Below are 26,487 nucleotides of genomic sequence, written 5' to 3'. Positions count from 1 at the left end.
GAAATGGTTGTTGACACTTTGGATGGGCGCCGACTATATACGCCTCACCAACGAGGGCGGCGCGCCGCTGGCGACGAAGAAGTTCGCTTCTAGATCTGCCCTCTGCGAAATTCAAGAGAGCCGCGTGAGCGACACTCGAACGGCCCCGAGCCACAAGCGTACGGGCCACGACAGCGCGTCTGCGATGTCTGTTCTTTGACAATTGAATATTGAAGAAAGAGAAACGTGGGCGGCAGAGTCCTGCTGAGCCTTTCATCCCGCCAGGGGTGTGAGGTTCGAACGAGACTTTGGCGGACACGTTTTGAGAGAATAAGTCTACCAGGGCATGAAAGTGTCCAGGTGTGAATGTTCTCGTCAATTCAAAGCGTGACCAGATAAAGCCAAATCAAAGTCTTACTAAACTTGAGAGTTTGATCCTGGCTCAGAACGAACGCTGGCGGCAGGCTTAACACATGCAAGTCGAGCGCCCCGCAAGGGGAGCGGCAGACGGGTGAGTAACGCGTGGGAATCTACCCATCTCTACGGAACAACTCCGGGAAACTGGAGCTAATACCGTATACGTCCTTATGGAGAAAGATTTATCGGAGATGGATGAGCCCGCGTTGGATTAGCTAGTTGGTGGGGTAATGGCCTACCAAGGCGACGATCCATAGCTGGTCTGAGAGGATGATCAGCCACATTGGGACTGAGACACGGCCCAAACTCCTACGGGAGGCAGCAGTGGGGAATATTGGACAATGGGCGCAAGCCTGATCCAGCCATGCCGCGTGAGTGATGAAGGCCCTAGGGTTGTAAAGCTCTTTCAACGGTGAAGATAATGACGGTAACCGTAGAAGAAGCCCCGGCTAACTTCGTGCCAGCAGCCGCGGTAATACGAAGGGGGCTAGCGTTGTTCGGAATTACTGGGCGTAAAGCGCACGTAGGCGGATATTTAAGTCAGGGGTGAAATCCCGGGGCTCAACCCCGGAACTGCCTTTGATACTGGGTATCTCGAGTCCGAGAGAGGTGAGTGGAATTCCGAGTGTAGAGGTGAAATTCGTAGATATTCGGAGGAACACCAGTGGCGAAGGCGGCTCACTGGCTCGGTACTGACGCTGAGGTGCGAAAGCGTGGGGAGCAAACAGGATTAGATACCCTGGTAGTCCACGCCGTAAACGATGGAAGCTAGCCGTTGGCAAGTTTACTTGTCGGTGGCGCAGCTAACGCATTAAGCTTCCCGCCTGGGGAGTACGGTCGCAAGATTAAAACTCAAAGGAATTGACGGGGGCCCGCACAAGCGGTGGAGCATGTGGTTTAATTCGAAGCAACGCGCAGAACCTTACCAGCCCTTGACATCCCGGTCGCGGTCTCCAGAGATGGAGACCTTCAGTTCGGCTGGACCGGTGACAGGTGCTGCATGGCTGTCGTCAGCTCGTGTCGTGAGATGTTGGGTTAAGTCCCGCAACGAGCGCAACCCTCGCCCTTAGTTGCCAGCATTCAGTTGGGCACTCTAAGGGGACTGCCGGTGATAAGCCGAGAGGAAGGTGGGGATGACGTCAAGTCCTCATGGCCCTTACGGGCTGGGCTACACACGTGCTACAATGGTGGTGACAGTGGGCAGCGAGACCGCGAGGTCGAGCTAATCTCCAAAAGCCATCTCAGTTCGGATTGCACTCTGCAACTCGAGTGCATGAAGTTGGAATCGCTAGTAATCGCGGATCAGCATGCCGCGGTGAATACGTTCCCGGGCCTTGTACACACCGCCCGTCACACCATGGGAGTTGGTTTTACCCGAAGGCGCTGTGCTAACCGCAAGGAGGCAGGCGACCACGGTAGGGTCAGCGACTGGGGTGAAGTCGTAACAAGGTAGCCGTAGGGGAACCTGCGGCTGGATCACCTCCTTTCTAAGGATAAACCTCAATGGAAACGCTTCCTCGTGAAGCCTCTGCCTTCTGGTTTACTTGGAACAAGACGGCAAGAGAGTCACTCTTACCGTCGTGCATACCTTAAGCGGGTCTGCCGCCTTCGTTTCTCTTTCTTCGCGAATGACTTTGACTTGCGCTCGCGCGCCGCATCGCACCCTTTGGGTGCTGGCGCTCCGCGAGGGCGCGGCACAAGCCGCGACGGCCGTTTGGCCTTGCGAGACTTGCGTCTCGTTGGCGAAAGCCGATTTACGGCGCAGTCTTAGGGCTTGTAGCTCAGTTGGTTAGAGCGCGCGCTTGATAAGCGTGAGGTCGGAGGTTCAAGTCCTCCCAGGCCCACCACTTCGCAATCCGCAAGGATTGTCGATCTCCTCGACAAAAGGTATCAGGGGCCGTAGCTCAGCTGGGAGAGCGCCTGCTTTGCAAGCAGGATGTCGTCGGTTCGATCCCGTCCGGCTCCACCATTACCTTGGTGTTGAGTAGAGATGTGAAACCGGTTGCAAAAGTCATTCGTTAAAAAGATTTGCGGCGAGCCTTCTTGGCTCTCCGCCTGTTCTGTTTGACATCGTAAAGAGAAGATTTGTTCGAACTTCACAGCCCGCAAGGGATGTGATTTGTCGCGGGAGACGCTCAATCTCCCGCATATGATGGGTTTGCCTAACCGCACCCTCGAACCGATCTCGAGAAGCTGGTCTTTTTGTGCCAATTCCATTGAAGCTAGATCCTGCACAGGATCTGGTTCGAGCGACGATCTCTTCGAGATCGCGCTGAGGCGACAATCCTTTGGGTTTGTGGCTGAAGCGACGATCCCTTCGGGATCGCGCGGTGGGTATTGGCAATGAGAACGATCAAGTGTCTTAAGGGCAATTGGTGGATGCCTTGGCATGCACAGGCGATGAAGGACGTGATACGCTGCGATAAGCTACGGGGAGGTGCGAATACCCTTTGATCCGTAGATTTCCGAATGGGGAAACCCACCTAAGGTGCTTGGAAAATCAGAGCAGCCAGTGGTCGAAAGGCCGACTTGCTGCTGTGGTTTCCAAGTATCTGTTATAGGTAACTTATCCTGAATACATAGGGATAAAGTGGCGAACGCGGGGAACTGAAACATCTAAGTACCCGTAGGAAAGGACATCAACCGAGACTCCGGCAGTAGTGGCGAGCGAACCCGGACCAGGCCAGTGGCGATGATGAGACAAGCGGAACCTTCTGGAAAGCAGGGCCATAGTGGGTGACAGCCCCGTACGCGTAATGCAAATCATCGTCCTCGAGTAAGGCGGGACACGTGAAATCCTGTCTGAAATTGGGGGGACCACCCTCCAAGCCTAAGTACTCGTGCATGACCGATAGCGAACTAGTACCGTGAGGGAAAGGTGAAAAGCACCCCGACAAGGGGAGTGAAAGAGTACCTGAAACCGATTGCCTACAAACAGTGGGAGTCCAAGGTTCGTCCTGGGTGACCACGTACCTTTTGTATAATGGGTCAGCGACTTAGTGTGACGAGCAAGCTTAAACCGCTAGGTGTAGGCGCAGCGAAAGCGAGTCTGAACAGGGCGTTCAGTTCGTCGCATTAGACCCGAAACCGAGTGATCTAGCCATGAGCAGGTTGAAGGTAAGGTAACACTTACTGGAGGACCGAACCCATAACTGTTGCAATAGTTCGGGATGACTTGTGGCTAGGGGTGAAAGGCCAATCAAACTCGGAAATAGCTGGTTCTCCGCGAAATCTATTTAGGTAGAGCGTCGACCGAATACCCCAGGGGGTAGAGCACTGGATGGGCTAGGGGTCCTCACCGGATTACCAAACCTAACCAAACTCCGAATACCTGGGAGTACTAGTCGGCAGACACACGGCGGGTGCTAACGTCCGTCGTGAAAAGGGAAACAACCCTGACCTACAGCTAAGGTCCCCAAGTTATGGCTAAGTGGGAAAGGATGTGAGGATCCCAAAACAACCAGGATGTTGGCTTAGAAGCAGCCATCATTTAAAGAAAGCGTAACAGCTCACTGGTCTAAATAAGGGTCTTTGCGCCGAAAATGTAACGGGGCTCAAGCCATACACCGAAGCTTAGGGTTCGTGAGCAATCACGAGCGGTAGCGGAGCGTTCTGTAAGCTGATGAAGCCATACCCGTGAGGGGTGGTGGAGGTATCAGAAGTGCGAATGCTGACATGAGTAACGTAAGGGGAGTGAGAGACTCCCCCGCCGAAAGTCCAAGGGTTCCTGCTTAAAGCTAATCTGAGCAGGGTTAGCCGGCCCCTAAGTCGAGGCAGAAATGCGTAGACGATGGGAACCACGTTAATATTCGTGGGCCTGGAGGAAGTGACGGATCATTGAGGTAGTCCAATCTTATCGGATTGAACGGGCTGCTGCGTGGTTCCAGGAAATAGCTCCTCCTTATAGACCGTACCCGAAACCGACACTGGTGGACTGGTAGAGTATACCAAGGCGCTTGAGAGAACTATGCTGAAGGAACTCGGCAAATTGCACGCGTAACTTCGGAAGAAGCGTGACCCTTTTCCACGCAAGTGGAGGAGGGTGGCACAGACCAGGGGGTAGCGACTGTTTATCAAAAACACAGGGCTCTGCGAAGTCGCAAGACGACGTATAGGGTCTGACGCCTGCCCGGTGCTGGAAGGTTAAGAGGAGGGGTGCAAGCTCTGAATCGAAGCCCCAGTAAACGGCGGCCGTAACTATAACGGTCCTAAGGTAGCGAAATTCCTTGTCGGGTAAGTTCCGACCTGCACGAATGGCGTAACGACTTCCCCGCTGTCTCCAGCATAGACTCAGTGAAATTGAATTCCCCGTGAAGATGCGGGGTTCCTGCGGTTAGACGGAAAGACCCCGTGCACCTTTACTATAGCTTTACATTGGCATTCGTAGTGGCATGTGTAGGATAGGTGGTAGGCTTTGAAACCTGGGCGCCAGCTCAGGTGGAGCCACCCTTGAAATACCACCCTTATCACTATGGATGTCTAACCGCGGCCCGTCATCCGGGTCCGGGACAATGTATGGTGGGTAGTTTGACTGGGGCGGTCGCCTCCTAAAGAGTAACGGAGGCGCGCGATGGTGGGCTCAGAACGGTCGGAAATCGTTCGCTGAGTGCAATGGCATAAGCCTGCCTGACTGCGAGACTGACAAGTCGAGCAGAGACGAAAGTCGGTCATAGTGATCCGGTGGTCCCGCGTGGAAGGGCCATCGCTCAACGGATAAAAGGTACGCCGGGGATAACAGGCTGATGACCCCCAAGAGTCCATATCGACGGGGTTGTTTGGCACCTCGATGTCGACTCATCGCATCCTGGGGCTGGAGCAGGTCCCAAGGGTATGGCTGTTCGCCATTTAAAGCGGTACGTGAGTTGGGTTCAGAACGTCGTGAGACAGTTCGGTCCCTATCTGCCGTGGGTGTAGGAATATTGAAAGGATCTGTCCCTAGTACGAGAGGACCGGGATGGACGGATCTCTGGTGGACCTGTTGTGGCGCCAGCCGCATAGCAGGGTAGCTATATCCGGACGGGATAACCGCTGAAGGCATCTAAGCGGGAAACCCACCTTAAAACGAGTATTCCCTGAGAACCGTGGAAGACGACCACGTTGATAGGCCGGGTGTGGAAGAGCGGCAACGCTTGAAGCTTACCGGTACTAATAGTTCGATCGGCTTGATCGTTCTCATTCCCTATGCCCATCTTGGGCGACAATCCTTCGGATTGCGCCGAGATGGTCTGTTCTCACTCACGCTTGTTCCGCCCTGCGGGCGGCGCTACGTGGGTGCGGCGCATCGGCGCCGACGGTCGGTCGACCTTGCGAAGCTTCGCTTCGAAAGGCGCCAAGACCAAAAGAACGGTAAAGGCACAACAAAGACCAGCGATAAGCTCAGAGAGAGCAGAAAATAGGTCCCCCTATTCGCTACTCTCTCATCGCTATTCGCTCAAAAAGCTTCTCGAGCAACGTGCGCTTTGCCGACCTGGTGGTTATGGCGGAGCGGCTGCACCCGATCCCATTCCGAACTCGGCCGTGAAACGCTCCAGCGCTGATGGTACTTCGTCTCAAGACGCGGGAGAGTAGGTCGCTGCCAGGTCTGCAAAACGCACGTTGCAAAATCCAAATCTTCTCTCTACCAAAAGGCCCGCCAATCGGGAACTCGGGCCGCGCAAGCGGCCCTTTCAGTTGGCGCAAGCTTGTACCTAAGTGAAGCGCTGACTTGCTTGAAAAGTTGACGCGGGGTGGAGCAGCCCGGTAGCTCGTCAGGCTCATAACCTGAAGGTCACAGGTTCAAATCCTGTCCCCGCAACCACCGATACCGACACTCCCGCAGCTTTTGCTGCGGGAGTGTTCTTTTTTGTAGTCTTCCCAACGGCCTGCCGCTCAATCCAGTTCAGGATCGTACCGAGTTCTCCGTAGAGAAGCGCGTCGATCTCGCCGCGATTGGGGCCAGGGCGTAGCACTATTTTCTCGATCACCGTGCGCAATGCCTCTGCAGCCTCCGTCCGCGCTTCAGGGCGGTTCAGCGCCTCCGTCAACCGGGCAACCTTCTTCGCGTAGATCGCCGATGCGCTCGTCAGCAGGACCGGGACATCCTCCGGCACGTCAGCGAGGAGGGCAGACAGCTCGGCCTTGCGTAGTTCCAGCTTCTCGATCTTCTCTTTGAGCGTCAGGGGAAGCACGCCGGCAAGAATGGCGTTGATGGCCTTCTCCAACTCGCGCCCGGTCTTCTCAAGCTCTGTCCGCCATGCGTCGCCTTTGGACCGGCGCTCGCGGTTGAGCCGGTTCGTCTCCTCCGCATGGGCGCGCATGGCCTCTGCTGCTACCTCTGGCGACATCATCCGGTCCTTGAGACCGGCCAGCACGCGGTTCTCCAGCTCTTCGCGCGGGATCGTGCGGCTGTTGGAACAGGATTTGTTGGCGATGTGGCTCGAGCAGGCAAAGCGGCCAGCGCCACGAAGCGAGTAAGGACCACCGCAGCAGCCGCAGAAGATCAGGCCGGACAACAACGACTTCGGCCGGCGTGCGCCGTTCAGCTTGTTCTTTCTATGGTGCTCGTGCACCGCCTCGGTCACATTGGCATATTTCTCGACGATCTCGCTCTGGCGAACACGGACCGCCTGCCAGAGCTGGTCATCGACGATCCGCAACTCGGGAACCTCGGTCACGATCCGGTCAGATTCCGGGTTCATGCGCGACACGCGCCTGCCAGTGGACGGATCCTTCACATAGCGCAGCCGGTTCCAGATCAGCCGGCCGATATAGAGTTCGTTGTTGACGATGCCGGAGCCACGCTTCTGATGCCCGCGGATCGTCGTGTCGATCCAGGGCTTGCCGCCGGGACCAACAACACCTTCGTCGTTCAGCGTTTTCGCAATGGTGCGCGGGCCAATGCCGGCCGCAAAGTCGCGGAAGATGCGACGCACGACCTCGGCTTCGTAAAAGTCGATCTCGCGTTCGCCTCTGATCAGTTCGCCGCGATGGTCCAGCTTCTTGACGATCTTGTAGCCGTAGCAAAGCCCGCCGCCGGACTTGCCGTCCTCGACTCGACCGCGCAGGCCGCGATGCGTCTTGGCGGCAAGATCCTTCAGGAACAGCGCGTTCATCGTGCCCTTCAGCCCAACATGGAGCTCAGTGATTTCTCCTTCAGCCAGGGTGACGATCGGTACGCCGGCGAACTTCAGATGCTTGAACAAGGTGGCGACGTCGGCCTGATCGCGGCTTACCCGGTCCAGCGCCTCGGCGAGCACCAAGTCAAACAGGCCCTCCTGCGCATCCTGCAGCAGCATCTGGATGCCAGGCCGCAGGATCATGCTCGATCCGGATATGCCCGCATCCTTGTAGCAACCGGCGATCTTCCAGCTTTCCCGCTTTGCTTGCTCGCGACAGACACGGAACTGATCCTCGATCGAGGAGTCCCGCTGGCTTTCAGATGAATAACGGGCGTAAAGCGCAATGCGGGTCATCTGGACTATCCTCTCGGCCTCTATCGTCCCGTCAGGCGGCCGCTTACTGGCGGGTGGGGCGGATCAGGACTTCGGCCGAGATGCCGAGCTGGTCGTGCAGGTTACGGATCATCTCAATCGAGAGACCGCGCCGGCGGTTAAGCACCTCGGCTACTCGGCCCCGTGTTCCGATTATCGGTTCCAGATCCTTGCGGGACAGACCCTGCTGCTCCATGCGGAACTTGATCGCCTCGATCGGGTCGGGTGGGTCCATCAGATGGTTTTTTTCCTCGTAGACCTCAATCAGCGTCGCGAGTACGTCCAACCGATCGCCCTCAGGCGTGCCGCTCTTTGCGCCCCACAGACGCTCCGCTTCGGCAAGCGCCGCCGCGTAATCCGCCTCGGAACGGACGGGCTTTAGCTCAATCGCCATGTTTCACCTCCGTCACGTCGATCCTGTCATAGGGTTTCAGTGGGTGCCGATCCACTTGATCCAGACGATGCTCTTCTCGAAGTCGACCGCCACTAGCAAGCAATAGGCATTGCCCTTGATGTTAAAGGCAGTCCGCTCGGCGCTGAAGATGCTGGCCGTCGCGTAAAGCCGCTTCACATCAGCCGAACTCTTCCAGTCCGCCTCGCCGACTTCGTCGAACCAGGCATCTAGCGCGGCCTTCACTGCCGGCTGGTCCTTGTGCGTCTCAAGCCTATCGACGAACTTCCGCAAGGTGCGACGGGCAATAATCCTCATCACGAGACCTTACTTTGGTCCCGAAATGGGTGCAAGCCAAATCTGGAAAAGACCCCGGCGGGGAAGCTTCGCCAGGGAACGCAATGCGCTGCCGAGGCGGGGTTCAGGGGCGATCGGCGGACCACGTCCCGGTTTTCGGACGCCGTTCGGCTGTCAACCTACCTTCAAACTGCTCGCGGGCGATCTGACGGCCGATTAGGCGGGCGAGACGCAGGACAGCTGCGTCTGCGATGGTCGGAGATCCGGCAGACGTCTCGGATTCAACCAACGGGTCGCGAACCTCGATCCTGATCCTATCTCGTTTGGCTGCCATGCCTCCAGAACCCGGTGCCGAGCATCATCAGGAGCCATCGGAAACCCATCTGCAGGAATAAGGGAAGGGGGGCGCCACCATTGTGCGGCGAATCGGATACCGCGACTTGGAAAAGGGCTGGGTTGGCCAGTACTCGCCAAAAGAGTCTCACGCAATCGCGGATCGATGTGCCATGGGCCGTGCTGGAACAGCTCGGGGGCCGGAGACCGGCGTGTCGGCCTACGAGCCGAACCTCTCCATCAAGCACGCACCGGCGCCAACAGCGAACGACGCAATCCACTGAAGGTGGATGGTTTTTACGAGCGCTGCGGGAATTGGCTTAGGGAGCGAACGCTCGATACTACAAAATTCGAGATCCACCTACGGATTCCGTCGAAACCTATTCGGCGTAAAATGGCGCGCGCTAACGCTGAACATGATCGTCGTTCTGATCTGCTTGCTTACTCTCTCTCGGAAAGCCGTCGTCCCAGTGACCCTTCTTTGCTTCAGGTCTTCACGGTACTCGTGATCGCCGCCATCCATGCGGGGTATTTCTTCTTTTTCGTCGAGAAGGCGGCAGTGCTCGAGGCCTCGGACCAGTGCGGACGGCAGCTCATTCTGAGCTGTGAAGCCCTCATGTCTGAATCGAAGTGAGCAACACTAAGGTTCCGGCCGGCGGGCTTTTTTGTGTTCAGGCCCTCTGGTACAACCCTAAGGCATGCGTATGCCTCTGCCAGATCCCGATGTCACCGACGAGGCTCCACTTCTTCCGTGCTGGCCGGCTACGACGAGGAGCGGCTGCTCACCTACGTTCGCCTTCTCGATGCCGCGGCCGAAGATGCTGACTGGCGTGAGGTTGCCAGGATCGTCTTACACATCAATCCCGAAAAGGAGCTGGAGCGGTGCGTTCCGCGCTTGGGAGAGTCATCTTGCCCGCACCCGACGGATGACCACAACGGCTACAAATATCTTCTGGCAGGCGGGGGTCCGCACTGATCCTTGACAGCGAAGCGGAGCCAGAGGCGGGGATCAGCAAAACATGTCACCGAGACTGACCCACCCTCGTCATCGACCCGAGTGACAAAGCCGGTGATCTCGACCTTCTGGCCGGCCCTTGTTCTCTTTGGTGTGTCGATCGAAAAGGGAAAGCTGTAAGAGGGTATGCTCACGCTCGACATGCCGTTGTCCAGCACCTTCAGGATTGTCACGGTGAGTGTGACTTCATCGCCGATCTTTACAGTCATGGCCTAGGCGTCCATTTCCAGCCGATCGTGCACGTCGGATAGTTTCGTCATGCTACTAAACATTCAATTTTGCTAAAATGTTCCGGAACCGATTGCCCGCCCTGCGGCTTGAGTCGCGGTTCGGGGAGTCACAAGTGCATGAGTAGCGCCGCAGACCGGCTATCATTCATTGAGTTTCAATCGCCAACGTTGGTCGCGAAAGCTCCCGCGGGCAGCGACTGGCTTCATGAGGTCAAATACGACGGTTACCGCACCCAGCTAATTGTCGATGGCCGCACAGCACGAGCTTTCACGCGCCGCGGCTACGACTGGTCGCATCGATACAAAGGAATTGTCCAGGCAGCGGCGAACCTGCCGGTTAAGGCAGCAATCATCGACGGGGAGGCTGTCGTCCTCGGCGAGACCGGGCTGCCGGACTACCAAGCCCTCGAGCGGGAACTGGGCAATCCAAACTCGCCGAAGCTCATCTTCTATGCGTTCGACCTGCTGCACCTCAACGGTCGGGATCTCCGGCAGCAGCCGCTGGTGAAACGCAAGGCCGCGCTAGAAAAGCTATTGAAGGACACGGCGCCGACACTGACCTATGCCGAGCATCTGGAGGTGAGCGGCAGCGACGTGTTTGAACATGCATGCCGGATGGGCTTGGAGGGGATCGTATCCAAGCGAGCGGATGCCCCCTATCGCTCAGGTGTGCAGACGAGCTGGCTCAAGGTGAAATGCATCAAGAGCGACACCTTCCCCATTGTTGCTTTCGTCGAGAAGCTCGGCGCCCATCCACGCCGCATTGCGTCCCTTTACATAGGCCGCCGGGAAGGCGATCGCCTGCTCTACGCTGGCAAGGCCCAAAGCGGCTACAGCTTGACGACAGCGCGGCATGTTCGAGAGCGGCTTGACCCGCTAATCATCGGCAAATCGCCTCTATCAGAGCCCATCGTGAAGCCGAAGGCGACCTGGGTCAGACCAGAGGTCCTGGCCGAGGTGCAATTCAGCGGCGTCACCGATCGTGGCATCCTGCGTGAGGCAGTGTTCAAAGGCCTGCGTGAAGACCTCGTGACGATCCAGGCGAAGCCGCCCGCTCCGTCAAAGAGACGAGAGGCAGTCCGGGCACATGGCGTCCCTCGCGAGAACATCCTGCAATTGCTCCCCGATGCCGTTTCGCCCTCCAAGGAAGAGCTTGCGCGCTATTGGGAGCGGGTTGCTGATCAAGCACTGATCCACCTCGGCCGGCGACCGCTGAAGCTGGTCCGCCATGCTTTTGGGGCCACCTTCTACCACAAGGGCACTCTACCGATGATCCCGGCGGCCGTGCATCAGTTGCGCGTCCAGAAGCGCGAGAGAGGCGAGGGCGTTCGCGTGTGGGTGGACGACCTTGCCGGTTTGCTCGGGCTGGTCGAGATGGATGCAGTAGAGCTGCATCCCTGGAACGCTACCGTAGACGATATCGAGCATGCTGATCGCGTCGTTCTGGACCTCGATCCGGGGGAGGGCATCGAGTGGGCGGAAGTGATCGAGACCGCGTTGGCGCTCCGCGACATCATGGAAGCGGCAGGTCTGGAGAGTTGGCCCAAGGTGACCGGCGGCAAGGGCATTCACTTAATGGCGCCGCTTGAGACAAAGATGACCCACGACAGCGCCCGGCAACTGGCCAAGTCGCTCGCCCAGTGCCTCGTTGACGCAAACCCCGATCGTTATCTGCTCTCTGCCGCTCCGGCAGCCCGAACGGGCCGCATCTTTCTTGATTACCTTCGCAACGGGCGCGGCAACACCGCGGTGGGCGCCTTCTCCCCACGAGCCCGATCGGGCTTCCCAATCGCCCATCCTGTAACGTGGAGCCAAGTTGAGCGGGGTATTCGGCCCGACGGTTTCACCATCGACCATCCGTTCCGAGCGGCTGCCCGAAGGGCGGCGTAGCCGCTCGCATTCGAAGCTTTTAATGCTGCCTGCCTGCTCGGATCATCGCTCTGGCAATCGCAAGCTCCGCTTTGAACTTGGCGTTTTCCTTTTGCGTCATGTTGTCGGCCGCGATCAGCCGCCGCAGCGAGCGGATCACCTCGCCGCGTGCCCAGCCGGCTTCTAGCATGCAGTCGACGATCGCCTGAAAGCCGGGCTCCATCGCTTCTTGGCAATCGATCTCGCGGTCTGGATAAGAATTCTGATTCTTAGGCCGATTGATCACAGGCAGCGCTCCCCGTCCTCACGATGCTCAAGTCAGAACCAATTCGGCGTTTGTCGCGGCACAGCTTTTGGACCTGCTCTTCGGTGGCGCTATCTTTCATCACCAACCCGTAGGCGATACCCGGCAAAGACGGGATCGCTTGCCCTTCCAAATCGATGGTGAAGCGGCCGCCTGGCATTTTGTGAACGCTGAAAGAGACACCTGCGAACTCGACTGGAACCAAAGGTTCTTTCTGGTTGCTCATGATCCGCTCCTTTCGGTTGTCATCCAGTGTGAACAAAATGAGAACAAATAGTCAAGCCAGACCTTGACGAGTGAGGAATATGTTCCTTATTCCTAAATGCTTCTAAGCAGGAAGGGCTATGGGAAAGCGCCACAACGCGCCGGCCGGCGAAGCATTGTCAGAACTGGAACTGGTTGCCCAGCAAGCGATAGCTGCGGCAGGGGGCGATGCCTTGGTCGCCCTGCTGAACGTGCTCGCCATCAATGCCGAACTCAAGCGCGAGCTTGCCCTGTCACGGGCAGCAGTTTCGAAAGGGTTCTCCCGCGGCTGGCACAAAGCGCGACACTAGCCATGGCAAGCACGGAAGACAATTTTCGGATCGAAGTTTGGGACAGGGATGAAGCGGCGCTTGTCGAAACGATAAACAGATCGCCCGATTCAATAGTAAGCCAAGCTGCCTGGCAGGCCGCCATTCGTCGGCGGCCGGGCATGCTGCTGATCCACTATAATAGCCGCCACGTCATGGAAAAAATTGTCACGCCAGGCGAAGTGAAGATCCCGCCTCAAACGATCATCGACGGCAGTGTGCATGCCGGGCTCGACGTGTCACTGGGTGATCTGCGCGAGTGGCATAATCTGCGGGCGTGGTGCAAAAACTGTTCCCATCATGCAGAGATCAAGCCCGCGGCGCTCATCCGGAAATATGGAAAGGCGGCGCTATTCAGCACCGTCGAGAGGGCGCTGTTCTGCACCAGCTGCGAAAGAGGCGGCCCGGTCAGCCTGGAGATCCACAAACTGCCGAGGAATTGAAAGGATGTGAGATGCAGGAGCTTGTCGATTTTCTACAAAGCAACTCTGCGCTGGTACTGGCTAACCCAGGCGCCTTTGGCACGTTCGCGATCATTTTCGGAAGCGGAGGCTTTCTGGTCGGGCGCCACTTCTTGGCCGAGCGCATCGCCAACCTCGAAAGCCGCATTGCCAGACGGGATGACGAGCTTGCCGAGTTCAAAACAAGACGGCCATCTGCCAAGGAACCCGAGCCGTCAATGGTGCCGCTCATTGGCACTACGGCTACCGGAGGAACTGACGGAAGTCCGCCGCTCGGGAGATTGTCTTAGCGTTGCGGTGCTGGAGACGCAGTTTGGCGCGGAAGCACCACGAGAGCCCCACAGATCGTGCAAATTTCGGCGCCACCTCTGTGGAAAAGTGCCACTGGTGGACGATGGTAGCGCTAGAGCGCTACCGCCTTTCCCCACACTCGCCGAACTGCCAATTCAGGATTCGCTGTCACGGCTGAGTGGATGCAAATCGCAGATTAGAAAGCGGAGGTGACAGGATTGAATCGTCGGCTGTGCACCACTTTGTATAACACGAAAGCTGCAGGAAGGCACCGTTAGGTTTAACCCTGAGTGGGGCGCCGTTGTAGAACTCAATTAGTCTTCGAAGTATTGCCATGTTCGATAATGCAACATTATCATTCGTTTTGTCGACACGACAACCGCAGCGCTTTTTGTCCATTTCTGTTGATAAAAGCGCCGTCATGATTCATCGTGTCAGCGATGATTCTGCGTCCCAAACCTTCCCTACGCCACCACGCCACGATCGCCGATGCCGCTTCGACCGCGCCGATGGCAACGGTGCCGGCCTGGCTGCGCCGGGCCGTCCCGGATGCACAAAGCCTTGCGGGAAAAGCCGTAGGGCTAAATGCCCTTGAGGATGTCGCGCTCGCCGCCGGCGCCGCCATCGGCGCGCTCGATGCGGTGGTCCGCCAGCAGGAGCGGGNAGAGTAGGTCGCTGCCAGGTCTGCAAAACGCACGTTGCAAAATCCAAATCTTCTCTCTACCAAAAGGCCCGCCAATCGGGAACTCGGGCCGCGCAGGCGGCCCTTTCAGTTGGCGCAAGCTTGATTCCAGTGAGCCAAGGCTTACTTCTGACGTTGACGCGGGGTGGAGCAGCGCCCCGTCCGCCCGCAAAGGCCGAAGGCCTCGAGGACGGACAAAACAAAAAAAGTCCGGGCTGCCCGGCCGGCATTCGCCGTCTAGTTGACGCGGGGTGGAGCAGCCCGGTAGCTCGTCAGGCTCATAACCTGAAGGTCACAGGTTCAAATCCTGTCCCCGCAACCAAACAAAAAACGGCCCGCATCACGCGGGCCGTTTTGCGTTTGCAGCCTGGCGCGGCCAGTTTGATCCTCATCGAGTTACCCGACGGTGTGGGTCTCGGCAGGCGCCGTCTTCCCGGGTTAAACTGCTTGGCATGGAGATGGACACCGACAAGATCGACAATGCCGTTCTCGGGCTGCTTTGGCTAACGCTGCATGAAGAGAGACGCGCCTGGAAGGGATTGGATTGGGATGTTCTGGATCGCTTGCACCAGAAGGGACTGATCGCCAATCCGGCAAACAAGGCGAAGTCGGTGGTTCTGACAGATGAGGGCCTGCGACGGGCTGAGGAATTGTTCCGCACCCTGTTCACGCGGCCGGCGCCATGAGCGCTGGCTGGCGTTCCAATTCGACAGCAAGAGTCGCGCAGGCAAAACCGACAACTTGCTCGGCAGGCTTATCCCGCAACAATTAGGGTTGGGCGTTCCGCCCGATTACCGTCTGGCGGCGGTGTCCGGTGCGTCGGACCTTCAGTCGAAACCTGCCGTGGTGCTGCCATAAGAGCGTTGCTCAATTCACACGGTTTTCCAACCCCACCGTCAGCGGAATCTCAAGCCCCCGCCGCAATCCCGTCGCAACCACCGACACCCTGAATTTTCCTGCGAGCGCCTTGTCGAAAATGGCGCCGACGATGATGTCGGCATCGGCGTCGACCTCCTCGCGGATGCGGGTGGCGGCTTCGTCGACCTCGAACAGCGTCATGTCAGTGCCGCCCGATATCGAGACAAGGACGCCCTTGGCGCCCATCATCGACGCTTCGTCGAGAAGCGGGTTTGCGATCGCCGCTTCGGCTGCCTTCCTGGCGCGGTCCTCGCCGGTGGCTTCGCCGGTCCCCATCATCGCGCGACCCATATCGCGCATCACCGACTTCACATCGGCAAAGTCGAGATTGATCAGGCCTTCCTTGACGATGAGATCGGTTATGCAGCCGACGCCGGCGTAGAGTACGCGGTCCGCCATGGCGAAAGCGTCCGCGAACGTCGTCTTGGCATCGGCGATCCTGAAGAGGTTCTGGTTCGGTATGACGATGACGGTATCGGCGCTTTCGCGCAGCCGCTCGATGCCCTCATTGGCCGCATGCATTCGGCGGTTTCCTTCGAAGACGAACGGCTTGGTGACGACGGCCACGGTCAGTATTCCTGCGTTGCGCGCGGCCTGCGCTATGACCGGTGCTGCACCGGTTCCAGTTCCGCCTCCCATGCCTGCGGTCACGAAACACATATGCGTTCCCGCAAGATGGTCCATGATTTCGTCGATCGATTCCACGGCCGCGGCATGGCCGACCTCGGGCAGGGATCCGGCACCAAGGCCTTCCGTGACGTGCGCTCCCAATTGGATCAGCCGCGTTGCCTTCGACATGGTGAGCGCCTGGGCATCGGTGTTGGCAACGATGAACTCGGTGCCCTGCAAGCCTTCGGCGATCATGTTGTTGATGGCGTTGCCGCCACCGCCGCCAACCCCAATGACGGATATCTTGGGCCTCATCTCCGAGATTGTCGGCCTCGTTGCAGTGTTCATTTGCCGTCTCTCCCCTTGAATGCGCAAGCGCAGCGGTCGGTGGAAGGCTTGTTCCCGGCGCGCTGCAAAGACTTTGGACAGTGCGCGAATCAGGACAGCCCAGCGTAACCAAGGGAATCAGACGGTTGAACCGGCTGCAAGTGCAGTATTCGCGCTCGCGCATGTTATGCGCTATTGGTTCGCCGTCGCCGGTGCTACGTGTGGCGGCTGGCCGAAAATCGTCCGGAGACAACGTCTCCCGTAAAGCCGAGACCGATCTTCCCGTTCTATTTCACGCCGATGCCGGCAATCAGGCCGCCGTCGATCCTGTAGTCCGCGCCGGTGCAGAACCCGGCTTTCGACGAACACAGAAAGGCGATGAGTTCCGCCACTTCCTCCGGCTCGCCGATGCGCCCGATGGGGTGTGCTTCGCCGAAGCGCCTGTAGGCGGCCTCGACATCGGCGTCGGTGCCGTTCTCGCCGCGCGCCGCTTTTTCCAGGATCGGGGTGCGGATCGAGCCCGGGCTGACGGAATTGACGCGAATGCCGGAGCGCGCGTGGTCGAGCGCCAGAGCGCGCGTCAGTGTGTGGATGGCGCCCTTGGTCGTGGCATAGGCGGCGACGTTCTGCTGGCAGGCGAAACCTTGCACCGAAGCCACGTTGACGATGGCGCCGCCGCCTCGCCTGATCATTTCCGGAATACCGAAATGCGCGGTCAGGTAAATCGAGCCGACATTGACGGACATCGCACGGTTCCAGATGTCGAAATCGGTGCTAACAGCGGTGCCATACGGATGGACCGCCGCGGAATTGACGATGATATCGAGGCCGCCGAACCGCTCGACACCGGCTGCGACCGCGTCGCGGACCTGATCCGGCACGGAGACGTCGACGGCCACGACCAGCGCCTCGGCGCCGGAGGTGCCCAGTTCCGCTCTCATCGCCGTGTTGGCCGCGCGGTCGATGCCGCAGGCGATGATCGCCGCCCCGCCCGCCGCAAGACGTCTGGCGGTTGCCAGGCCGATCCCGGTCGTCCCCGTCACCAGAGCGATTTTGCCGTCGAAATCCTTCATTGCGCAAACTCCTTTAATTTGACTTCCATTGTGGCCCAACAATACGGTTCCGTTTTATCGCAAAGGAAAGCCTCGATGGAACAATGCTGGCGCTGGTATGGCCCTGACGACCCGGTGACGCTCGATCATGTCAAGCAGGCCGGAGCCACGGGCGTCGTATCCGCCCTGCATAATATCTATGACGGCCGCGCCTGGCCTTTGACGGACATTTTGGAGCGCAAGCGGGTCATCGAGGCCGAAGGGCTGACCTGGTCGGTTGTGGAGAGCATTCCTGTCCACAATTCGATCAAGATCGGCTCTGCGGAACGGCTTCGCTATGTCGGCTGGTACAAGGACACGATCCGTGCGCTCGCCAAGGCCGGCATTGCGACGATCTGCTATAACTTCATGCCGGTGGTCGACTGGACCCGCACCGACCTTGCCTATCGGCTTCCAACGACGGGCTACGCACTGCGGTTCGATGCGATCGATTTTGCCGCCTACGACCTGTTCGTCCTGATGCGCAGGAATGCCGAATTCGGCTACAGCGCGGCACGTATTGCGGAAGCGGAAACGCGACTGAAGAAATTGAGCGAAGAGCAGATCGACAGGATCGAGCGCAATCTCATTGCCGGCCTGCCGGCAACCGAGCGCAGCTACAACCGGGATAGTTTTCGTGAGGCATTGGCGGAATATGACTCGATCGGGCCGAAGGAGCTGCGCGACAATCTTGCCTGGTTTTTGCGCGAGATCATTCCGGTGGCCGAGCAGGAGGAGGTGCGCATGTGCATCCATCCCGACGACCCGCCATTCTCGCTCTATGGCCTGCCACGGATCGTTTCGACCGCCGAGGACGCGCGTTTCATCCTCAACGCCGTCGACAGCCCGGCCAACGGCCTGACATTCTGCACCGGCTCCTACGGTACGCGCGCAGACAACGACATCGTCGGCATGGTCAAGGAGCTCGCCGACCGGATCCATTTCGTCCATCTGCGCAATGTAACCATCGAGGATGACGGCTCCTTTTATGAAGCCGAACATCTGGAGGGCGGCACCGACATGGCGCATGTCATCCTTGCTTTGATGCAGGAAGAGACGCGCCGCCGTAGGGAAGGTCGCGCCGACTGGCGGATTCCCATGCGACCCGATCATGGCCATCTGCTCGCCGACGATATCGGCAAGACCAGGATCAACCCCGGCTACTCTTTGATCGGCCGCCTGAAAGGCCTGGCCGAGCTGCGTGGCATCATGCGCGCCGTGGAACGTTTTGATCTGGCCTGATGATCGTAACCGGCCCTAAGGCTGATGGCTTGACGCAACAAGCTCGGCCTTGCGCCGCGCCGTCTCCAGCCCGATGGCGATGAAGCGGCGCGCATGCCGGGCCAGCTCCATATTGTCGGTCCACAGATTGCGCCAGATGGCGGTTTTCTTCGACAGGTTCTCGTCGACGATCTCCGACGAGAAGGATTCGAAGCTGAGGTCGTCGCCATAGCCGATTGCGGTCAGCGCATCGAAGATCGCGGCAAAGTCGATGTTGCCGGTGCCGAGGAAGCCGCGATGGCTCTCGCCGATATGGACATAGCCGATCTTTTTGGCGGCGTGGCGGATGGCCAACCCGATATCGGCCTCCTCGATGTTCATATGGAACGTGTCGAGATGCAGAAAAATGTTGTCGGATCCGGTGTCCTCGATGAAGGCCAACCCTTGCGCTGCGGTGTTGAGCAGATTGCTCTCGAACCGGTTGACGATTTCGAGGTTGAGAGTGACGCCGGCGGTCTTGGCGGTCTCCGCGACCTTGGCAAGCGTGGCGGCACTGCGGTTCCATTGATCGCGCGTCGGCGCCTCAGTCTGCAATCCATGGCTGGTGCTGAGGATGCCGGCGACCTTCCGGCCGCCGAGATCCCGGGTGAGCGCGATGGTGTCACTGAGGACTTCGACGCCGTGCGCGGCAATCGCCTTGTCGGCGCTTGAAATGTCGCCGTCGGGCGGCAGCCCGATGCTGATCGCCACGCCGAGATCGAGCTCGGCGATGCGCTTGGCCAGCCCGCCAACATCGACATTGGCGGGGTCAAGATAGGAGAATTCGATCAGATCGAAGCCCGCCTCCCTGGTGTTGGCCAACGTCCGTTCCAGGTCGTCTTGCGCCGAGCTCGCCGACCAGACGAAAGAGTGGATTCCAATGCGCGACATGATCGTCTCCTGCTGCTCGAGAGCATCGGAACCAAAAGTGGGAACCGGTTTGGGGATAAATCCGATGCTCAAACAAAAATTGGTGCGGCCGGTCACCCGGCCGCACCAGCCTTGGGAGGCTTTAGCTAGCGGGCCGCGGTCCAGCCCTTGTAGTCCTTCAGGTTCCCTGCCGTGATCAGCTGCGGGTCGAGCAGCACCGTCGCCTCGGCCGGCTTTTTGCCGGCGAGCACTTCAGCTGCCATCTGCAGCGATTGGCCGGCCATGACGTAAGGATCCTGCGAGGCCGAGGCCTTGATCATCGAGGTGCCGGAAGAGAGTTCCTTCTCGATGTCGGGCGCGCCGTCGACCGCGGTGAAGATGAACTCCGAGCGGTTGAGCTGCTTGGCCGCAAGCTGGGCGCCGATCGCCGTCGGGTCGTTGATGGCGAACACCGCGTCGATCTTGTCGAAACGGGTCAGCAGCGACTGGAACACCTTCAGGCCGCCGTCGCGCGAGCCTTCGGCATTCTGGTCGTCGGAGAGGATCTTGATGTCCGGGTGTTTTGCCAGCACGTCCTTGCAGCCCTTCACCCGCTCGAGGATCGACGATGATGCCGGCCCGTTCAGTATGACATAGTCACCCTTGCCGCCGGTGTGGTCGACCAGATACTGGCAGGCCGCTTCGCCGGCCTTGACGTTGTTGGTCATCACGGTGACGTCGGCGCCCGGTGCCGAGACGTCGAATGCGGCAACCACGATGCCCGCCGCCTGCGCCTTCTTCACCGCCGGAGCGATCGCCTTGGCGTCGACGGCGTTGAGCATGATCACGTCGACGCCGGCGGCGATGAACGAGTCGACCTGCGAGACCTGCTTGTTGAGGTCGTAGTCGGCCGACACCGACGTCACCTCGACGTTCGGGTTGATCTTCCTGGCCGCGTCCTCGATGCCCTTGATGGTGGCGACGAAGAACGGGTTGCCGAGCAGGCCGACCGAGATGCCGACCTTGTTCAGATCCTTGGCAGAAGCCGGTGCGACGGGGACGGCCGCGAGGGCAACGCCGCAGAGCAGTTTAGCGATGGTCTTCATTCTTTTCCTCCTGATGCCCCGCGCCTCTCACGGTGCGTTACATGAAACCGGGTCGTTGACGCCGGCAACTAAGGTCAATCACGTTCTTGCTCCTGCCTGGAGCCTGTAGCGGTCGAGGGCGACCGCCACGATGATGACCAATCCCTTGATGATGTACTGCCAGATGTCCGAAACACCGGCCAGGATGAGCCCGTTGGAGAGCACCGCAATGATCAGGCCGCCGATCAGCGTGCCCCAGATCGAGCCGACGCCGCCGACGAAGCTGGTGCCGCCGAGAATGACTGCGGCAATGGCGTCGAGTTCGTAGGACTGCCCAAGCTGCAGCCCGTTGGCCGCATAGAGCCGGGCCGCCGACATGGCGCCGCCAAGGCCGGCGAGAAGGCCTGAAACGCCATAGACGAAGAGCAGCACCAGGGGCACCTTGATGCCGGTGAGGCGGGCGGCCTCGGCATTGCCGCCGACGGCATAGATCCAGGTGCCGAGCACGGTGCGCTTGAGCACCAGCCAGGACAGCACCACGACCGACAGAGCGATGATGACCAGCCAGGGGATGCCGAACAGCGACCCGTTGCCGATGAAGTCGAACGGCAGGTCCGAGTTGAACACCGTGGTGTCCTGGCCGAGCAGGCGGGCGACGCCGCGCACGGCGGTCAGCGAACCCAGCGTGACGATGAAGGGCGGCAGCTTGATGTAGGCGACGAGCAGCCCGTTGATGACGCCGAAGCCGAGGCCGACCAGAATGGCCGCCGGCACGCCGAGCATGCCCCACTCCGGCACCAGCGACACCATCACCGCCACCATCGCCGAGGCGGCAAGAATGGAGCCGACGGACAGGTCGATGCCGCCGGTCAGGATGACGAAGGTCATGCCGGCCGCGAGCACGATGTTGATCGATGACTGCTGGGTGACGATCAACAGGTTGGTCTCGGTGAGGAAGCGCGGGTTCATGATCTGGAAGCCGGCCGCCAAAAGGATCAGGACCGGCAGCATGCCAAGCGCGGCGAAGGCGGTGCGCAGCCGCCGGCTCCTGCCGACCGCCTGGTCACCCGCGCTCATCTCGGTTGCCTTATGGGTCATCCCTTGGCCGCTCCCGTTGCGAGTTCCATGATCGCCTCCTGACTGAGCGGCTGGCCTTCGGATGCGGTCACCTCGCCAGCGATAGTTCCGTCGCGCATCACCAGCACGCGGTCGGCGACGCCGATCACCTCCGGCAGTTCGCTGGAGATCATCAGGATGGCGATGCCCTTCTTGGCGAGATCGTCGATCAGCCGGTAAATTTCCGACTTCGCCCCGACATCGACGCCGCGGGTCGGTTCGTCGAGGATGAGGACGCGCGGCTCGGTTTCGAGCAGGCGGGCGAGCAGCACCTTCTGCTGGTTGCCGCCCGACAGCGAGCCGGCATTGGCCTGCACCGACCTGGTGCGGATGGAGAGCTCGGAAACGGCCTTTGCGGCGCGCCTTTCGGCCGTGGCGAAGTCGCGCAAGCCGCCGGCCTGCGCGTCCCTGGCGAGCACCCCCATGCTGATATTGTCGGAAATCGACATGTCGAGGAACAGGCCGAGTTCCTTGCGGTCTTCGGTAAGATAGGCAATGCCGGCGTCCAGCGCCTCGCGCGGCGAGCCGATGGCTATCGGCTTGCCGTCGAGTTCCAGCGTGCCTGATGTGCGCCTGTCGGCGCCGAAGATCAGCCGTGCGAGCTCGGTGCGGCCCGAACCGACCAGGCCCGCCAGCGCCAGCACTTCGCCCTTGTGTAGGTCGAACGAACAGTCCTTCAGGAGATTGTCGTCCGACATGTCGCGCACCGACAGTGCGATCGCGCGCTTGCTGTCCGGCGGGCGGTGATCCTTCTTGTAGAAGGCGGACAGGTCACGGCCAACCATCATCGAGACGAGGCGCGAGGCGTTCAGATCGGCGCGTTCGAGCGTGCCGACATAGCCGCTGTCGCGCAGCACGCTGACGCGGTCGGCAAGCTGGTAGACCTCCTCCATGCGGTGGCTGATATAGATGATGGCGATGCCCTGCGCCTTCAGCGTCGCAATCACCTCGAACAGCCTGTCGGTCTCGCGCGAGGTCAGCGAGGTGGTCGGCTCGTCCATGACGATGATGCGCGCGCTGGTCGACAGCGCGCGGGCGATTTCGACCATCTGGCGTTCGCCAAGCGACAGGCTGGAGACCGAGGCGCGCGCCGAGAAGGAAACGCCGAGCCGTGCGATGATCTCCTTGGCGCGCCGATTGCACTGGTCGCGGTCGACGATGCCGAACCGTCTCGGCTCGTTGCCGAGGAAGATGTTCTGCGCGACCGTCAGGTTGGGCGCCAGCGACAGCTCCTGGTAAATGACGGCAATGCCGTTGGCGCGTGCCTTGATCGGGTCGCCGGTTGCGACCGGTGTGCCGTCGATCAGAATCTCGCCGCCGGCATCAGGCCGATAGGCGCCGGACAGCACCTTCATCAGCGTCGACTTGCCGGCGCCGTTTTCGCCCATCAGCGCGTGCAGTTCACCGGCGTGGACGGTCAGCGATACGTCCTGCAAGGCGCGAATCGGGCCGAACGTCTTGGAGATGTGCCGCATCTCCAGCACCGGCTGGGCCACGGTTTCGATCCGGGCAGCGGCGGTCATCGCGCGCCTCCTGCTGCGGCATCAGCGACGCCTCGGTCGGCGGCGAGACCGCGCCAGCTATCGCGATAGAAGGCAAGCCCGGTGAAGCTCGAGGCGCGTACGGGCTCTGGCGCCTCGGCGGCAAATTCGCGTCCAACACTCTCGAAGGCCAGAGCCGCTGCTCCGGTGGCGCTGCCCTCCAGCGTGGCGCCCTGCATGAAGGCCTGGCCGGGACGCAGCTGCGCCAGCAGGCTGGCAAGCAGGCCGCCACTGTTCAGCCCGCCATCGACGATCACCGTGTTGTTCGAATGGATCAGGTCGAGACACAGATCGACCATCAGCGCGACGTAGAGCAGCGCCACGGCCGCGCGCTCATCCGCGGTTGGTGCGCGCCCGACCAGTTCGCCGCGATGGCCAGGCATCGGCCCGCCCGGCGCGAAGCTCGGCAGCGCCATGATGCCGGCGTCGATCACCTGCTGTACGGCTGAGGGGGTGATCGCGCCCTGCCAACCGTTGCTGATCGTCGCGAACTCACGGCCGCCCATGAAGCGGATGGTCGGCACCGGGCCGCCATCGACATCGACATTGACCAGCATGTCGCGATCGCGATCGAGCGCGTCGAGCGGGCAGTCCGGATTGAGCACCACAACCCAGGTGCCGGTCGAGACGACGGTGACCGGACCAAGCGCCTGCCGACGATAGGCATGGAGCGCCGCATTGCTGTCATGGACACCGTTGTGGATGGCGATCGGCCGCGCCGCCTCGCCGAAGCGCTGCTCGCCGATGACCGCGCCGGCACGCTCGAAGGCGGGCATCTGGCCGCGCCATCCCTCGGCGTCGACCAGCGTGGAGAAATCGCGCTTGCGCGGCGCCCACAGATGCGAGTGGCAGCCGAGATAGGACACCTCCGAAACCGCCCGGCCGCCAAAGCGCCAGCTCCAGTATTGGGGATAACCGAGGATCGATTTGGCGGCGGCGAACACGCTTGGTTGCACCGTCTTCAGCCACAGCATGTGGCGACCATAGTTGAAGCCGAGCGGCAGGCGCGGCGAGAAGGTCTCGGCGAAATCCGGAATGCGGCGATCGATCTGCGCGGCAATCTCGGCCGGCGGCTCCTGCTCGTAGTCGAGTATCGGATGCGTCAGCGCCGCATCGTCGACCAAGGCAAAGGTGCAGCCATGGCCCGAAACCATCAAGCCCTCTATGCCATGGATGTCAACCGCCTCGCCGACGGCGCGCGCCGCCCAATCGTGAAGCGCTGCTTCGTCGAGCACGCTGAAGCCGCCTTCGCGCGTCCAGTTCGGCTGGGTCCGGCGCTCACCTAGAATCTGCCCGTCCTGACCGAAGACGAACAGCTTCGAGTTGGTCTTGCCGAAGTCGAGGACAGCCACCTTCACTGGACGGCTCCTGAGGCAGAGGCGATCCGCACCATGACGCCGGCGTTTTCGAGCATGCGTGCGTCGGCATCGGAAAGGCCGTCATCGGTCACCAGCGTGCCGATGCGCGACAACGGCAGCGCGACGTTGCGCGCGTGGATCGACAGTTTGCGGCTGTCGGCCAGCACCACGATCTGGTCGGCGCAGAGACTGAGTTCGGCGATGGAGCGGACCAGCAGCGGATGCGATTCCAGCACGCCCTCCGGGCCAATGCCTTGCGCGCCTAGAAAGAACTTCGATGCGTAGAAAGGCACGGACTGGGTGAGCGAATGGATGATGCCAGGCTCGCGATGCAGTTCGCCGCCGGCAATGGTCAGGCTACAATGGCCGTGGTCGCTCAAATAGGCCACGAGCGGCATCGAGTTGGTAAAAAGCCGGATGTTGCGGTCGGCGAGCTTGGCGCCGAGATGGAAGCAGGTCGAACCGCCATGCACGATGACGGCGTCGCCATCGCGTACCATGGTCGCCGCGAGAGCGGCGATCTGCCGCTTGGCTTCGACCGCGAGGTCGCGGTTCTCGTCGTAGGGCTTGGCATAGGCGACGCCCGCCTGCGCAGCGCCATCGAGCGCCGAGATGCCGCCATAGACCTTGCGTGCCTCGCCGGCCTCGTCGATCTTGTCGATATCGCGCCGCACCGTCGCAGCCGATACGCCGAGGCGCTCCTGCAGCTCGCGCACCGAGGCGAAGGGGCGATCCCGCAACAGCTCCACGATCTGACGCTGGCGGCCGGAGTCGCTCAACGGATACCCTCCCGAAATGCCATTTTGCCACGGCAATTGGTGCAACTTACTCAACGCAGATCAGATTGCAAGCTTGATTTGGTGGGATAAGATCACTATTGACGTAACTTACTCGCCGCTGCGATACCAGCGTCACTCGCTGTCCCGGCTACGGGGATCCAAAGCCGTGGCTAGGCGGTCGGTTTGTGAAGGAGTTTCGATGGCAATCAATGCGGATGCGCAGGAATTGGCTGCTTTGCGGTCGCTTTCGGCCAGCATCGGGCGCGACCCGCACTTGGCCCAGGCCGCGGGCGGCAACACTTCGCTGAAAGCCGGCGACACGCTCTGGATCAAGGCTTCCGGCACCTGGTTGAAGGACGCGCTCGCCGAGGACATCATGGTCCCGGTGGCGATCCCGCCGCTGATCAGGGCTGTCGAACAGCGCGACCTGGCCGCCGATCAGCCACAGGGTTTCGCCATCGAGGCGCTCAACGCCCGCAAGCTGCGTCCTTCGATCGAGACCACGGTTCACGCGCTGATGCCGCAGCGCGTCGTTCTGCATGTCCACTGCGTCGATACCATTTCGCTTGCCGTGCAGGCCGACTGCGAGGCTCAAGTCGCCAAGCGTCTGGACGGCCTCGAATGGGCGTATGTCCCCTATCGCCGGCCGGGCCTGCCGCTTGCCCAGGGCATTGCCGAGCGCCTTCGGCCTGGTGTCGATGTGCTGATCCTTGCCAATCATGGCCTGGTCATCGCAGCCGAAACCGTCACCGGCGCCGAGGCGCTGCTGCGTCGCGTCACAGGGTTGCTGGCGCGGCCGCCCCGCGAGGTGGCGGAGCCAGACATCGCGGCATTGACGACGCTCATCGGACGCACCGGTCACAGGCTGCCGGCGGATGTCGAAGCGCATGCCGTCGCGATCGATCCTGACAGCTGCCGCATGGCGTCGGGAGGCAGCCTCTATCCCGATCACGTCATCTTTCTCGGCCAGGGTTCGGTCGTGGCGAGACCCGGTGAGGACGTGATGCGTGTCACCGAACGGTGCGGCACGGCACCGGTGGCGATTCTGTTTCCCGGGCTTGGCGTGCTGATGCGCGGCGACGCCAGTGCCGGCGCCAATGCCATGCAACGCTGCCTCGCCGACGTGACGGCGCGGGTCGACGTCGCGGCGAAGCTGAACTATCTGACCGCCGCCGAGAACGACGAACTGATCAATTGGGACGCCGAGCAGTATCGCCAGAAACTCAATGCGGCCGGCAGCTGAG

General features: G+C 60.4%; 22 protein-coding genes, 4 tRNA genes, 3 rRNA genes and 1 pseudogene. 16 read left to right on the top strand and 14 right to left on the bottom strand.

Annotated elements, in window-relative coordinates; genetic code table 11:
* The 7 genes and pseudogenes from M727_RS42755 to M727_RS0113790 all read left to right on the top strand — a co-directional run.
* Positions 1-199: pseudogene (locus tag M727_RS42755) on the top strand (hypothetical protein); the annotation flags it as partial.
* A 199-nt stretch (positions 200-398) separates the two neighbouring features.
* Positions 399-1,883: ribosomal RNA gene (locus tag M727_RS0113815) — 16S ribosomal RNA — on the top strand.
* Between the two features lie 283 nt (positions 1,884-2,166).
* Positions 2,167-2,243: transfer RNA gene (locus tag M727_RS0113810), tRNA-Ile, on the top strand.
* 46 nt (positions 2,244-2,289) lie between these two features.
* Positions 2,290-2,365 (top strand) — tRNA-Ala (locus M727_RS0113805).
* Between the two features lie 382 nt (positions 2,366-2,747).
* Positions 2,748-5,566 (top strand): 23S ribosomal RNA (locus M727_RS0113800).
* Positions 5,567-5,862: 296 nt separating this feature from the next.
* Positions 5,863-5,977, top strand: a 5S ribosomal RNA gene (gene rrf, locus M727_RS0113795).
* Together the 16S, 23S and 5S rRNA genes with 3 tRNA genes alongside form the textbook arrangement of a ribosomal RNA operon.
* 139 nt (positions 5,978-6,116) lie before the next feature.
* Positions 6,117-6,193: transfer RNA gene (locus tag M727_RS0113790), tRNA-Met, on the top strand.
* Here the strand turns inward: M727_RS0113790 and M727_RS39945 are convergent.
* Genes M727_RS39945 through M727_RS36415 form a run of 3 tightly spaced genes read right to left on the bottom strand, consistent with a single transcriptional unit; the run spans position 6,150 to position 8,574 of the window.
* Complete coding sequence (locus tag M727_RS39945) at positions 6,150-7,847, bottom strand: recombinase family protein (protein ID WP_084646725.1); 1,698 nt, start codon at positions 7,845-7,847, stop codon at positions 6,150-6,152. The genes M727_RS0113790 and M727_RS39945 overlap by 44 nt on opposite strands.
* Positions 7,848-7,890: 43 nt before the next feature.
* Positions 7,891-8,259 carry a transcriptional regulator gene (locus M727_RS0113775; RefSeq protein WP_027153173.1) on the bottom strand — a complete coding sequence of 123 codons (369 nt, stop codon included), beginning with the start codon at positions 8,257-8,259 and terminating at the stop codon, positions 7,891-7,893.
* Positions 8,260-8,295: 36 nt separating this feature from the next.
* Complete coding sequence (locus M727_RS36415) at positions 8,296-8,574, bottom strand: type II toxin-antitoxin system HigB family toxin (RefSeq protein ID WP_245268599.1); 279 nt, start codon at positions 8,572-8,574, stop codon at positions 8,296-8,298.
* A gap of 706 nt (positions 8,575-9,280) precedes the next feature.
* Between M727_RS36415 and M727_RS41495 the strand changes: the two genes are divergently transcribed.
* Positions 9,281-9,520 carry a hypothetical protein gene (locus tag M727_RS41495; protein ID WP_156941534.1) on the top strand — a complete coding sequence of 80 codons (240 nt, stop codon included), beginning with the start codon at positions 9,281-9,283 and terminating at the stop codon, positions 9,518-9,520.
* A 305-nt stretch (positions 9,521-9,825) separates the two neighbouring features.
* On the opposite strand, the gene M727_RS41490 is transcribed toward M727_RS41495, so the two are convergent.
* Entirely contained in the window at positions 9,826-10,110 is a 285-nt protein-coding gene (locus tag M727_RS41490; RefSeq protein WP_156941533.1) for a hypothetical protein, read from the bottom strand.
* A 138-nt stretch (positions 10,111-10,248) separates the two neighbouring features.
* Here M727_RS41490 and ligD point away from each other — a divergent pair, with 138 nt between their 5' ends.
* Complete coding sequence (ligD, locus tag M727_RS0113755; RefSeq protein WP_027153172.1) at positions 10,249-12,021, top strand: DNA ligase D; 1,773 nt, start codon at positions 10,249-10,251, stop codon at positions 12,019-12,021.
* Between the two features lie 19 nt (positions 12,022-12,040).
* On the opposite strand, the gene M727_RS0113750 is transcribed toward ligD, so the two are convergent.
* Both M727_RS0113750 and M727_RS0113745 read right to left on the bottom strand, forming a co-directional pair.
* Entirely contained in the window at positions 12,041-12,286 is a 246-nt protein-coding gene (locus M727_RS0113750; protein WP_027153171.1) for a hypothetical protein, read from the bottom strand.
* The gene (locus M727_RS0113745) at positions 12,270-12,530 is read right to left on the bottom strand and encodes a hypothetical protein (protein WP_036262221.1); all 261 of its coding nucleotides are present in this window, start codon (positions 12,528-12,530) and stop codon (positions 12,270-12,272) included. The genes M727_RS0113750 and M727_RS0113745 overlap by 17 nt, the downstream gene beginning before the upstream one ends.
* 118 nt (positions 12,531-12,648) lie before the next feature.
* Here M727_RS0113745 and M727_RS0113740 point away from each other — a divergent pair, with 118 nt between their 5' ends.
* The 5 genes from M727_RS0113740 (at position 12,649) to M727_RS0113715 (ending at position 14,996) form a co-directional block, all read left to right on the top strand.
* Complete coding sequence (locus M727_RS0113740) at positions 12,649-12,858, top strand: hypothetical protein (protein ID WP_027153169.1); 210 nt, start codon at positions 12,649-12,651, stop codon at positions 12,856-12,858.
* 140 nt (positions 12,859-12,998) lie between these two features.
* Positions 12,999-13,319 carry a hypothetical protein gene (locus M727_RS0113735; protein ID WP_245268592.1) on the top strand — a complete coding sequence of 107 codons (321 nt, stop codon included), beginning with the start codon at positions 12,999-13,001 and terminating at the stop codon, positions 13,317-13,319.
* A gap of 11 nt (positions 13,320-13,330) precedes the next feature.
* The gene (locus tag M727_RS36405) at positions 13,331-13,627 is read left to right on the top strand and encodes a hypothetical protein (RefSeq protein ID WP_051505612.1); all 297 of its coding nucleotides are present in this window, start codon (positions 13,331-13,333) and stop codon (positions 13,625-13,627) included.
* Between the two features lie 928 nt (positions 13,628-14,555).
* A tRNA-Met gene (locus M727_RS0113720) sits at positions 14,556-14,632 on the top strand.
* Between the two features lie 130 nt (positions 14,633-14,762).
* Positions 14,763-14,996: a DUF6429 family protein gene (locus M727_RS0113715; protein WP_027153166.1), complete on the top strand. Its 234-nt coding sequence runs from the start codon at positions 14,763-14,765 to the stop codon at positions 14,994-14,996.
* Between the two features lie 181 nt (positions 14,997-15,177).
* Here the strand turns inward: M727_RS0113715 and ftsZ are convergent, their stop codons facing one another.
* Both ftsZ and M727_RS0113705 read right to left on the bottom strand, forming a co-directional pair.
* Positions 15,178-16,185: a cell division protein FtsZ gene (gene ftsZ, locus M727_RS0113710; RefSeq protein WP_023797312.1), complete on the bottom strand. Its 1,008-nt coding sequence runs from the start codon at positions 16,183-16,185 to the stop codon at positions 15,178-15,180.
* 266 nt (positions 16,186-16,451) lie between these two features.
* Positions 16,452-17,237: an SDR family oxidoreductase gene (locus M727_RS0113705; RefSeq protein WP_027153165.1), complete on the bottom strand. Its 786-nt coding sequence runs from the start codon at positions 17,235-17,237 to the stop codon at positions 16,452-16,454.
* Positions 17,238-17,312: 75 nt separating this feature from the next.
* On the opposite strand from M727_RS0113705, the gene uxuA reads away from it, so the two are divergent.
* Positions 17,313-18,497, top strand: coding sequence for a mannonate dehydratase (uxuA, locus tag M727_RS0113700; RefSeq protein WP_027153164.1), 1,185 nt, complete (start codon positions 17,313-17,315; stop codon positions 18,495-18,497).
* A gap of 15 nt (positions 18,498-18,512) precedes the next feature.
* Here uxuA and M727_RS0113695 read toward each other — a convergent pair whose 3' ends face one another.
* The 6 genes from M727_RS0113695 to M727_RS0113670 all read right to left on the bottom strand — a co-directional run bounded on the left by M727_RS0113695 (position 18,513) and on the right by M727_RS0113670 (position 25,243).
* Positions 18,513-19,406, bottom strand: a complete 894-nt coding sequence (locus M727_RS0113695; RefSeq protein WP_027153163.1) for a sugar phosphate isomerase/epimerase — start codon at positions 19,404-19,406, stop codon at positions 18,513-18,515.
* A gap of 125 nt (positions 19,407-19,531) precedes the next feature.
* Positions 19,532-20,470 carry an ABC transporter substrate-binding protein gene (locus M727_RS0113690; protein WP_027153162.1) on the bottom strand — a complete coding sequence of 313 codons (939 nt, stop codon included), beginning with the start codon at positions 20,468-20,470 and terminating at the stop codon, positions 19,532-19,534.
* A gap of 78 nt (positions 20,471-20,548) precedes the next feature.
* Positions 20,549-21,547 (bottom strand): COG4158 family protein, encoded by a 999-nt coding sequence (locus tag M727_RS0113685; protein ID WP_027153161.1) that lies wholly within the window; start codon positions 21,545-21,547, stop codon positions 20,549-20,551.
* A complete protein-coding gene (locus M727_RS0113680; RefSeq protein ID WP_027153160.1) occupies positions 21,544-23,088 on the bottom strand; it encodes a sugar ABC transporter ATP-binding protein in 1,545 nt (514 codons plus the stop codon). The genes M727_RS0113685 and M727_RS0113680 overlap by 4 nt, the downstream gene beginning before the upstream one ends.
* Positions 23,085-24,464, bottom strand: a complete 1,380-nt coding sequence (locus M727_RS0113675) for an FGGY-family carbohydrate kinase (protein ID WP_027153159.1) — start codon at positions 24,462-24,464, stop codon at positions 23,085-23,087. Before M727_RS0113675 ends, M727_RS0113680 begins: the two co-directional genes overlap by 4 nt.
* Positions 24,461-25,243 (bottom strand): DeoR/GlpR family DNA-binding transcription regulator, encoded by a 783-nt coding sequence (locus M727_RS0113670; RefSeq protein WP_027153158.1) that lies wholly within the window; start codon positions 25,241-25,243, stop codon positions 24,461-24,463. The genes M727_RS0113675 and M727_RS0113670 overlap by 4 nt, the downstream gene beginning before the upstream one ends.
* 199 nt (positions 25,244-25,442) lie before the next feature.
* On the opposite strand from M727_RS0113670, the gene M727_RS0113665 reads away from it, so the two are divergent.
* Complete coding sequence (locus M727_RS0113665; RefSeq protein ID WP_027153157.1) at positions 25,443-26,486, top strand: class II aldolase/adducin family protein; 1,044 nt, start codon at positions 25,443-25,445, stop codon at positions 26,484-26,486.
* The last annotated feature ends 1 nt before the right edge of the window (position 26,487 follow it).

This window comes from Mesorhizobium sp. WSM2561 (assembly GCF_000513915.1).
GTDB lineage: Bacteria > Pseudomonadota > Alphaproteobacteria > Rhizobiales > Rhizobiaceae > Mesorhizobium > Mesorhizobium muleiense.
This window is presented reverse-complemented; position numbering and strand designations above follow the sequence as displayed.